The sequence below is a fragment of the Kineococcus vitellinus genome (genome assembly GCF_009906315.1).
Lineage (GTDB): Bacteria > Actinomycetota > Actinomycetes > Actinomycetales > Kineococcaceae > Kineococcus > Kineococcus vitellinus.
The window spans coordinates 1-10129 of record NZ_JAAALL010000162.1; the positions used below are offsets into that span (position 1 = coordinate 1).

7 protein-coding genes are annotated in these 10129 nt (G+C 71.5%); all 7 read right to left on the reverse strand.

Going from position 1 to position 10129, the window contains the following annotated elements; translation table 11 throughout:
• Positions 1-228: 228 nt before the first annotated feature.
• Entirely contained in the window at positions 229-1119 is an 891-nt protein-coding gene (locus GTQ99_RS14325; RefSeq protein ID WP_166616413.1) for a patatin-like phospholipase family protein, read from the reverse strand.
• 646 nt (positions 1120-1765) lie between these two features.
• Positions 1766-2917, reverse strand: a complete 1152-nt coding sequence (locus tag GTQ99_RS14330; RefSeq protein ID WP_166616414.1) for a helix-turn-helix domain-containing protein — start codon at positions 2915-2917, stop codon at positions 1766-1768.
• A 274-nt stretch (positions 2918-3191) separates the two neighbouring features.
• Positions 3192-4274, reverse strand: coding sequence for an alpha/beta hydrolase (locus GTQ99_RS14335; protein ID WP_166616415.1), 1083 nt, complete (start codon positions 4272-4274; stop codon positions 3192-3194).
• Between the two features lie 887 nt (positions 4275-5161).
• Complete coding sequence (locus tag GTQ99_RS14340; protein WP_166616416.1) at positions 5162-6439, reverse strand: glycoside hydrolase family 5 protein; 1278 nt, start codon at positions 6437-6439, stop codon at positions 5162-5164.
• Positions 6440-6650: 211 nt separating this feature from the next.
• A complete protein-coding gene (locus GTQ99_RS14345) occupies positions 6651-7580 on the reverse strand; it encodes a carbohydrate ABC transporter permease (protein WP_166616417.1) in 930 nt (309 codons plus the stop codon).
• Positions 7577-8455, reverse strand: a complete 879-nt coding sequence (locus GTQ99_RS14350) for a carbohydrate ABC transporter permease (protein ID WP_166616418.1) — start codon at positions 8453-8455, stop codon at positions 7577-7579. Before GTQ99_RS14350 ends, GTQ99_RS14345 begins: the two co-directional genes overlap by 4 nt.
• 50 nt (positions 8456-8505) lie before the next feature.
• Positions 8506-9912 carry an extracellular solute-binding protein gene (locus tag GTQ99_RS14355; protein ID WP_166616419.1) on the reverse strand — a complete coding sequence of 469 codons (1407 nt, stop codon included), beginning with the start codon at positions 9910-9912 and terminating at the stop codon, positions 8506-8508.
• Positions 9913-10129: the final 217 nt, after the last annotated feature.

The window sequence follows — 10129 nt, forward strand, 5'->3', positions numbered from 1 at the left end:
GTGCCGGGGTGCCGGGGTGCCGGGGTGCCGGGGTGTGACGGCGACCCGCTGGACCGAGGCGGTGTGCGCCAGTCACCCCTGCTGGGCTCCTCCGGTGTTGGACGACGATGGGACCTTCTCCAGGTCCGGGTCCCCTCCAGGGTGTGGTGCTGCGCGACCGTCCCGGACAGCAGGGGCGGGGCCGAGGTGGGCCTGCTGGCAGCGACGGATCCGGGCGCCTTGCACCGATCACGACGCGCCGATCACGGGGACCGCGGTGGCGGGGGCGTTGGCCGCGCCGGCGACGTAGCGGGCGAACGGCTCGCCGTAGATGCCCGGGCCGTCGACGTGCAGGTCTGCGAGGAAGGCGTCGGTGCGCTCGTGGGCGTCCCGGGACAGCGCGGCGCTCTGCTCGAAGGAGGTGGGGTCGACGCGTCGGGCGCCGGGGGCGGGCAGGCACACGACGGGCACCCGGGCCGCCACCGCCGGCAGGGCCGCCATCAGCTGAGCGCGGAACTGGATCTGCGCCACCCGGGCCAGGATGTCGCCGATGCCGGGGGACCCGGAGCCCGCGGGAGCCGGCACGGTGGTGTCCAGCAGCACCAGGCAGCCGGCGCCCCGCGCGGCGGCGTGCCGGACCGGCACGTTGGCGACGACCCCACCGTCCACGAGGTCCCGGCCGCTGACGCGGACGGCGGGGAAGACGCCGGGGATCGCGGCGCTGGCCAGCAGCGCCGGGACCAGCGGGCCGGAGTCCAGGACGTGCTCGTCGCCGGTGCTCAGGTCCAGGGCGAGGACGGCGAGGGGTGCATCCAGGCCCTCGAAGGTGCCGGTGTCCAGCGTGCTGAGCACCAGGGCTTCGAGGGCGGCGGCGCTGACGGCGTGCGTGCGAGTGCGGCGCAGGCGCAGCACGGCGCTGACCAGGCTGCCGGGGAAGACGCTCTCGCGCGTGAGGTTCTTCCACATCGAGGCCAGCAGCGCGGGGCCGTTCTCGCCGTGAGCGGCCAGGACGGCGCCGTTGAGGGCTCCGACGGAGGTGCCGGTGATCTGCTCGGGGAGGATGCCGTGCTGCTGCAGGGCCGAGACCATGCCCACCTGGACGGCGCCCAGGCTCCCTCCGCCGCCCATCACGAACCCCACCGGTCCAGGGAGGCGGACAACCTTCCCCGCGGGTGCCCGGCCGGTCACCGCCGGGAGCCCGCCGAAGGCCGAGCGGCGTGGTGCGGCGCCGACCTCGAGGCCGACCTGGACCCGTTGCCGGTGACCTCGCACGCGGGCTCGGCGCCGGCGCAGCCCGCCGCCGCCGGCTCACTCCCGGTGCGGGGCGCGGTGTCCTCGGTGACGACGGCGGGCGCGGTCACCGCGGTGGCCTCGTGGCTGGTTGTGGAGCGGTGGCGCGAAGGCGGCCGGCGCCGTGCTTGCACAGCTCGGGAGTCCTGGCGGGTCGCGCTGGGCACGACGTCCACGCTCGCGCACACCCCAGGTGCCGGCAAGGCGAGGCTTCCTGCGGCGGTGGTGCGTGCACCGGGGCGGCGACGATGTGGAGCGGCAGGTACCTGCGCGAGCGTTCCGGCCGTCTGTGGGTGCGCGGAGACGTGCGGGGGTGTTGGGGACGTCGGGGCGGTACACGAGGCGCCCTGCGTGCTCGGCTGCTGCTCGATCACTCACGTGCTGGGCACGTGCGAGGTCGTTGCACCCGCTCGTTGGTCGACCATCGAGACTGGGTACCGGCGTAGAACTGCATCTGGGGCCGGTTCGACCGGTGCCGGTCCAGGTCGGGGCGGCTCTAGGTGGAGTTGCGGTGCAGGCGGCGCAGCGCCATGGCCAGGTGCAGCCGGTGCTGGCCGGCGGGGGTGTGCAGGTTCCAACCGAGCAAGCGCTCGGCGCTGGCCAGGCGTTCCTGCAGGGTGGAGTGGTGGATGGCCAGTTGGGTGGCCGCGGCGCGCCCGGTGGAGGTGCTCACCAGCGCGTGCAGGGTGGTCAGCATCCACGGCGCGGCTGCCGCGGCGCGATCGAGCGCTGCGACGTCGGCGATGGGTGGCGTGCCGGCGCTGACGGTCTCGGCCAGCAGCAGCAGCGCCTGGACGTGCTCGGCGTGCACGGTGCGCGCTCCGGGATCGGTGGGTGTGCCCTCGGCGCTCAAGCGCAGCGCGCGCCGGGCCGCGGCCAGCGAGGTCGGCGCCTCCACGGCGGGTACGGCCGGCCCGATGCCGGCGCGCTGCGTGAACGAGACGGGGTGCACGGGGTGCTCGGGGTGCTCCTCGGCCTGGTGGGCGGGAAGGACGTGCACCCGGCCATCGGCCAGGGCGATGGCCCGCACGGGTCCAGCCGGGTCCAGGCCCAGGGCGCGGGCGGCTCTTCGGCGCGCATCGAGCGGGGCGGCGGGGTCGGTGAGCACATCGAGCAGGGCGCCGTCCTGCTCCCCGGCGGCGCCGGTGCCTCGCGGTAGGGGGCGGGTGCGCTCGAGCACGGCGCGTGCCAGCGCGGCGGCGCGTTCGAGCACGACCGCGTCGACCACCCGCGCCGTGCCGGTGCGCTCCAGCCACAAGGTGGCGCCCTGGTCGACGGGGGCGCTCAGCCACGCCGGATCGGCCGGCGTCGGTGCGCACGCCGCCGCCGGCCCGGGCGCCTCTGCTGCGCCCCTCCCGGCCTTGGCCTTGGCCTCGGCGTCCGCGTCGGCGTCGGCGTCGGCCCCGGTGCTGGGAGCGGGGTGTGCGGTCGTGTCGGGGCGCGTGGTGCCCTCGGCGTCGACGCGCACGCGCAGGTGGCGACGGGTGTCGACCAGGCCGGCGGGGTGGCCGGTCAGCACGGCGGCGCCGCGCACGATGGCGTGCACGCCGGCGTGCGCGGCGGCCAGCTCATCGAAGTAGGACACCACCCGCAGCGCAGCGCCGGCTTCGGGGTCCAGCGCGGCCAGGCGCACCGTCAGGTCCCGCACGTCGCCGCTCCCTCCCCAGGTGGCGCTCTCGCCACCGTCCCCGTGCCCGAGCGCACCGTCTTCACCCTGACACGCACGACGGCAGCAGCTTCGAGCGCACCATCGTGCCCCTGCCATCGTGCCGCTGCTGTCGTGCGCGCTGGAAACGACGCGGCGAGCAGTGCCTCGTGGCGTGTGCCTCGTGGTGCGTGCCTCGTCCGTGTCTCGCCGCTTCAGCACGTGGAGGCTCGAGGCTCGGCTCCTGCGGCCCGAGCCTCCACCTCAGGCTTCGACTTCAGGCTTCCAGGAGGCGGTGCAGCCAGCGCAGCCGCGCCGCCCTCGCCTCGCGGGAGATGCCGGCGTGAGGGGCGAAGACGTCGAAGCCGTGGAAGCCGCCGGGCCACACGTGCAGCTCGGCGATCCCGCCGGCCTGCCAGATGCGACTGGCGTAGGCGACGTCCTCGTCGCGGAAGTTCTCCGCGGAGGCGACGTCGATGAAGGCCGGCGGCAAGCCCGACAGGTCGCTCGCGCGGGCAGGGGCGGCGTAGGCGGAGACGTCCGCGCTGCCGCGGGCGCTGCCGAGCAGCGCGTTCCAGCCGGTGTCGTTGGCGGTGCGTCCCCAGGTGCCGCTGTCGGCCATCTGCACCGCCGACGGGCTGTCGTTGCGGTCATCGATCATCGGGTAGATCAGCAGCTGCCCGGCCAGGGCAGGCCCGCGCCGATCGCGGGCCATCAGCGCCACGGCGGCGGCCAGCCCACCACCGGCGCTGGCACCGGCCACGACGATGCGCTGCGGGTCGATGCCCAGCTCGCCGGCGTGCTCGGCGCTCCACACCAGCCCGGCGTAGCAGTCTTCCACCGGGCCCGGGTGCGGGGTCTCGGGAGCCAGGCGGTAGTCCACCGAGATCACCGCCAGGCCCAGCTCCTGGGCCCAGTCCAGCGCCTCGTCGACGCCGCCGCGGTTGTCGCCGACGATCATGCCGCCGCCGTGGATCCAGTACACCGCCCCGCTCGCAGTCCTCGAGTCGCCGGCGGGGGCGCTGCTCGTGGTGCCGGCGGGCGAGCCGGCGCGGGTGGGGCGGCAGGTGAGCAGGCGGACCTCGGGGGCGCCGGCTGGGCCGGGCACGGTGCGCTCCTCGACCTCGAAGGCCCCGTCGCGGGTCAGGTCGGCGTCGGTGGGCGGCTCCTGACCGGGCAGGCCCTGGCGCAGGACGGGGATGAGGTCGGGGGTGATGGGCGGGAAGCCGCCCATCGCGGCCAGCGCTGCGGCTGCTTCGGGGTCGAAGGGGACGGGTGGTCCCGCCGGCGATCCTGCCGGGCTGTGGATCGGCTCGTCCTCGGGGCTCCGGGGGGTGCTGGTGGTGCTGGTGGTGGTCATCGTCGACCTCTCGATGTGGCAGGCCCGGGAAGCTGGGCGGCGTCAGCGGTGACGCTCCTCGCAGGGTGCAACAGGGCCGGCGCTGAGGGAGGCTGCCAGGTGGCGGGTGCTTCCCGCCACCTGGCGGGGGTGCGGGTGCAGGTAGGAGCCGGATCGCTCCCGCGGCAGTTGAGCCACGGGGGTGTCGGGGTGTCTACCGCACCTCACCCGTCGGCTGCTGGAGCAGGTGCAGCTTCGGCTCGTCCCGCGTGGTGCTCGCTGCAGCGCGGACGATGCCACCACCCACTGCAGGTGCGCTGAACGCTCCAGGCGCTGGGAGCGCTGGGCTCACTCAGCAGACCGCGCCGGATCGGGTGCAGCTGCTGGCCCCGCCAGCATCGCTGCACCTGAGCGCGAGCACTGGCGAAGGCGCTGATCCTGCGGCCATCGCCGGGGAGTCGTCCGGTACCAGAAGCCCCATACGGCCCTCAGCGTGCCTGCGGTGCGGCGCCCTCGCTTTCGGGGAGGTGTCCTGGGTCATCGTCCTCCATCACGTGCGGCCCGCCACGTCGCAGGCCTCGTGGTTCACGCGCAGCCTCACGTCGGGGAGGACCGGGGCGACTGGACCGTCAGGCGCGAGGTCGCCCCCCGAGAGCAGGCGGGCATGTTCGCTCGCCATGACGACACCGACCCGGCGATGAGCCCGCACCACCGCGGCGACGCCGACCAGGTGGTGGTACTGCGGTGACTCGAAGTCGTGGTGGTCAGCGACGACGCCGGCGAGCAGGTCGACGCGCGGCAGCGGCTGGTGCCTGGCGCCTCGAGAGGGTCCCGCTCGAGGCGCCAGGCGCCCGCCGCGACCCGCGCGGCGAGGACCACACCGAGGCAGCGGGAGAGCATGACGCCGCTCAGCCGGCCTGCAGCTGGGTCAGGAGCGACTCTCGCACCTCGCAGGAGTCGAGCGCGAAGGAGTCCGCCAGCGCGTCGAGTTCACCATCGTCGAGTCCCCGCAGCAGTTCCGCGTACTCCTGCACCATCGGCTCGGCGAGGAGGATGTTCAAGAGCAGCCGGCTCACGAAGTGCGCCTGGCCGAACGGGTAGGGGTCGAAGTCGGGGAACTCGCGGGCCAGCAGGTCGCGCACCGGCTGGGTGACCTCGCGCGGACCGACCTCGTCGCCGCCCCAGCCGTCGATCGAGAGGCGTCGTTTCTTGGCGACGAAAGGGTCGAAGAGTCGGCGGTAGGGCGTGTCGGCACGCACGCCGACCATGCCCTGGCGACCCAGGTCCTTGTACATCCACGAAGCCCAACTCACGCCGTCGCGAACGTAGATCTCCAGCTGGTCGGCGAGGATCTGCCGGCGCTGAGCGTCCTGCTCGGCATCACCGGTGTAGATGGGAGCGAACTCGCTGACCATGATCGGAGTTTCCGTCTCGCGGGCGTAGGCAGACCGCTTCAGGAAGGTCTTCTCCGCGACGTCGCGGTCGATCCACTTGCCGTCCGTGATGCCGGGGTAGGGACCCCCGCGACCGAAGCCCGAGGGCACGTAGTCGTGGAGGGCGTAGACGACGTTGTCCTGCGGCTCGCCGAAGATGTCGAACTCGGTCGAGTACGTGTTGCCGTCGAGGAAGACGATGTGGTCGGGGTCGACAGCCCGTACCGCCGTCAGGAGTCGGTCGTAGTAGGGTCCGACCCGCTGCCTCGTGGAGTCCGCAGGCTCGTTCATGAGGTTGTAGCCGCTGACCCAGGGGTCTTCCCGGTACCGGTCGGCGATCGCTTCCCAGATGGTCACGACCCGGTCCTGCGCCGTGCGGTCGTCCCAGAAGGTGTCGACGTGCGTACGGTTGTCGGAGTGCCAGTCCTGGTTCTGGTGCCCGGGCAGGGCGTGCAGATCGATCATCGAGTAGATCCCGCGGGCCGCGCACGCCTGGATCGCGCGGTCCAGGTGTCGAAAGCCCTCCTGCTTGATGGTGAAGGGAGCGGAGGCGTCCTCGAGGTGGCGGTAGTTCACCGGGATGCGCACGGAGTTGAAGCCCCGGTCGGCGAGGAACTGCGCGTCGGCGTCGCCGAAGAAGGCGGTCAGGAGCCGCTCGAAGAACCGTTCGCTGCGGTCCTCACCGAGCACGGCGCGCACGCCTGACCGCATCAGGGACTCATTCCCGGCGTAGCCGGTGATGAAGTTCTCCATCAGCAGCCAACCTCCGATGTTCGGGCCGCGCAGGCGCACGGCCGTGCCGTCGGCGGTGACGAACTCACTACCCCGTACGGATAGGGGGCGCTGGGGAGTTGCTGGGGTCACGGGTGCTCCAGGTGAGGGGTGGTGAGAGAGGAGTGGTGGGCAGAGGGATGGTGGGGAAGGGGTGACGACGTGGGCCCGGAGGGCAGCCGCGCTCCGGCGATCACTCCTTGACGCCGCCGGTGGCCAATCCGGACTGCCAGTAGCGCTGCAGGTACAAGAAGGCGGCGACGATGGGCAGCACGGAGACGACCGAGCCGGTGATCACCAGTGGGAAGAGCGCTTGGGCGCCCCCGCCCCCGGTCGTGCTCGTCGACTGCCACTGCGCGAGGCCCACGGTCAGCGGGTAGAGGTCGGAGCTGCTGAGCATGATGAGCGGCAGGAAGTAGTTGTTCCAGGTCGCCACCAGCGCGAACAGCAGAACCGTGAGCACCGCGGGCATCAGCAGTCGCAGGCTGACCTGCCAGAAGATGCGGAACTCGCCTCCGCCGTCGACCCGCGCGGCCTCGAGCAGGCTGTCGGGTACTGCATCGACGGCGTAGACGCGCACGAGGTAGACCCCGAAGGGGCTGACGAGGGAAGGGAGGATCACCGCGAGGGGCGTGTTGGTCAACCCGACCTGGCTGAAGAGCAGGTACGTCGGGATCGCCAGCGCCGTCAACGGAATCATGATCGCACCGAGGGTCGCGCTGAAGAGGACCTTGCTCCCCGGGAAGTCGTACTTGGCCAGCGCGTACCCCGCCATGGTGGAGATGAGGGTCGCCCCGACGGCACCGACGCCGGCGTAGAGCACGGTGTTGGCGACCCACCGCAGGAAGATGCCGCCCTGCAGGGTGAAGACGCCGCGCAGGTTCTCCAGCAGGTTGAAGTGCCCGAAGGCGTACCCGAAGGTGGAGAAGAGGTCGTCGTTGTCCTTGGTGGAGGCGATCAAGAGCCACACCAGCGGCGCGACGAAGTAGAGGGCGCACAGCCACAGGAGCACCGTGAGGGGCCGGCTGGTCCGAAGCCTCGCCGATCGGCTCGGCGCTCTCGCGGGAAGCGGTGCCGCGGCCGCAGCCCCCTGGGCCGGGGGTTGCGCCACGGATGCGCTCACGAGGTCACCTCACGACGACGCGTCGTGCGCAGCTGCACGGCGTAGGAGAGCACCATGATCACGAAGCCGAGGGTGAAGGCGATCGCTGCAGCGTAGTTCACGTCCTGGTTCACGAAGGCGAGGTTGTAGGCGTAGTAGTTGGGGGTGTACGAGCTGCTGATGGCGTTGGGTGCCACGGACTTGAGCAGGCTGGGCTCGTTGAAGAGCTGGAAGATCCCGATCACCGAGAAGACGACCGTCAGCATGATCGCCGACGAGATCGAGGGGATCTTGATGTTCCAGGCGATGCGCCACTGGCTGGCGCCGTCCAGCTCCGCGGCCTCGTAGAGCTCGGTGGGCACCGACCGCAGGGCCGCGTACATGATGATCATGTTGTAGCCCACGAACTCCCACGTGACGATGTTCATCATCGACCCGAGGATGCGGCCGGGAGCCAGTAGTTCAGGAGCCGGCAGCCCGACCGCTGTGACGACCTGGTCGATGGGCCCGAAGTCCCGGCCGTACAGGTAACCCCACATCAAGGTCGCCACCACGGCCGGCACGGCGTACGGCACGAAGAAGAGGAGCCGCAGCACACCCGCGCCGCGCGCCCTGCTGCTGTCCAGCGCCAGCGCGAAGAAGAGGGCCAGCCCCAGCATGATCGGCGTCTGCACCAGCAGGAAGACGGCCATCCGCACCAGGCCCTGCAAGAACGCGGGGTCCGTGGCAGCCTGCGCGTAGTTCGCCAGACCGCTGAACACCTGCCCACCGACCAAGCGGACTTGGAACAGGCTCAAGTAGCCCGAGTAGGCCAGCGGCACCACGAGCATGCTCAAGAAGACCACGACGAAGGGCAGCACGAAGACGTATGCGGCGATGTGCTGCTTGCGGCGCATCGCCGAGACCCTGGGGCGGCGCGCGCCTGCCCCGGAAGCAGCGACGGCGCTCATCGGATGGTGAACCCCTGCTTCTCGCCGTAGGAGACGAGGGCCTCCTGCCACTGCTGCAGCCCGTCGGCCAACTCACCCTTCTCGGAGATGACCTTTCCCAAGGTGTCGTTGAAGTTCGTGTAGGCGTAGTCGATGTAGGGCAGCCAGTCGAAGTCCGTGTCCACGGTCTTGGACAGGTCCGCGAAGGTGCGGTTGACCGTCTGGCCCCCGTAGAAGGCGGCCGGCTGGTCCAAGAAGGCCGGGTCCTCGAGCACCGACTGCAGGGTCGGGTACAAGAAGAGCTCGTCGGAGGCCACGCGCACCGAGGTGGGATCGCTGTTGAGGAACTTGGCCAGCTCGAACGCGGCGATCGGGTTCTTGCTGGTCTTCATGACGGCGAAGGACGAGCCGCCCCAGTTGCCGTTGACTTCCTGACCGGCGCTCCACTGCGGAAGCCCGGTGGCGCGCCAGGACCCTGCGGTGGAGCCCGCGTAGCCTTGCAGGAAGGTCGGGCCCCACGCGGCGGTGAGCCAACTGGCGTACTTTCCACTGGCCAGGCCCTGGTACCAGGCGTCGGTGAAGTCGGGATCGACGGAGACCAGGTCCTGGTCGATGAGATCCTGCCAGTAGGAGATCACCTGCGAGGTCGTGTCGTTGACGAGGTCCACGCCGACCGTCTTGCCGCCGTCGTAGGTGAAGGGCTTGGCCCCAGCCTGCCAGAAGAGTCCCATCAACTCACCCGGGTTGTTCGGCGGCAGGTTGGTGATGTAGCCGCCACCTGCCCGCACCGCGGAGGCGGCGGTGGTGAAGTCGTTCCAGGTGGCCAGCTGCCCGACGCCGGCGCTCTGGAAGAGGTCGTCTCGGTAGAGGATCCCCATCGGCCCCTGGTCCCCGGGGATTCCGTACACGCGAGCATCGCGCGAGACCTGCTGCCAGACCCACTCGGGGTACATCGAGGACAGCTCGGAGCCTCCGAGCGGAGCGAGGTCGAGCAGGCTGCCGGTGACGACGAAGGAGTTGATGAACTGGTACTCCATCTGCACCACGTCAGCGCCTCCGGAACCCGCCTTCGCCGCGGTGCGGACCTTGGCGTAGTGCGGTGCGCCGTTGCCGACGTTCTCCAGGTTGACGGTGATGTTGGGGTACTTCTGCTCGAAGAGCGCTGTTTGCTTCTCGACGCCGGACACCCAGTCCCAGACGGTCAGGGTGCTCGTGGCGCTGAGCGCAGCCTCACGCTCTGAGGCGCTGACGGGGGTGGCGCTGGCCTCTCCACCGCCTGCGGGGTCGTCCGAGCCTGCGCCGCAGGCGGTCAGCAGTGCTGGCAGGGAGAGCGCGGCGGCTCCGCCGGCTCCCCAGCGCAGCAGGTCCCGGCGGCCCGGTGCAGCTGAGCGTGAGGGGCTCGAGGGCAGGTTCTCGGTGCTCATCGGGGTGGCTCCTCATCGAGTCGGTCGGTCGGGGTCTTCGGGGTCTTCGGGGTCTTCGGGATCTACAGGTCGGCAGCCGTCCTGGGCGGCGGTGCTGCGGGCGCTTCAGTGGGAGTCGCGGGGCACCGCGCTGCCGCGCGCGCCGCGCAGGAAGTCCAGGTCGGCGCCCTCGTCGGCCTGCAGCACGTGCTCGGCGTACAGCCACGGCCAGCCGCCG